Annotated in this window: 1 pseudogene; it reads left to right on the top strand. The window is 64.0% G+C overall.

The window, feature by feature from the left end:
• Nucleotides 1-27 precede the first annotated feature (27 nt).
• Nucleotides 28-242: pseudogene (locus R0J88_RS22880) on the top strand (gamma-glutamyl-phosphate reductase); the annotation flags it as partial.

Raw genomic sequence — 242 nt, 5'->3', positions numbered from 1 at the left:
GACCTGCCGCCTCACGTGGTGCAGGTAGTGGAAACCACCGACCGCGCTGCGGTTGGAGCGCTGATCACCATGCCCGAGTTCGTCGATGTGATCGTGCCCCGTGGCGGCAAGAGCCTGATCGAGCGGGTCAGCCGTGACGCCAAGGTGCCGGTGATCAAGCACCTGGACGGCGTCTGCCACGTGTATATCGATGTCGCGGCGGACCTGGACAAGGCCATTCGCATTGCCGACAACGCCAAGAC

It is taken from the genome of Pseudoalteromonas sp. SIMBA_162 (genome assembly GCF_046535955.1).
Lineage (GTDB): Bacteria > Pseudomonadota > Gammaproteobacteria > Enterobacterales > Alteromonadaceae > Pseudoalteromonas > Pseudoalteromonas marina.
The sequence above is the reverse complement of the archived record's forward strand: the minus strand, read 5'-3'. Positions and strand labels throughout refer to the sequence as shown.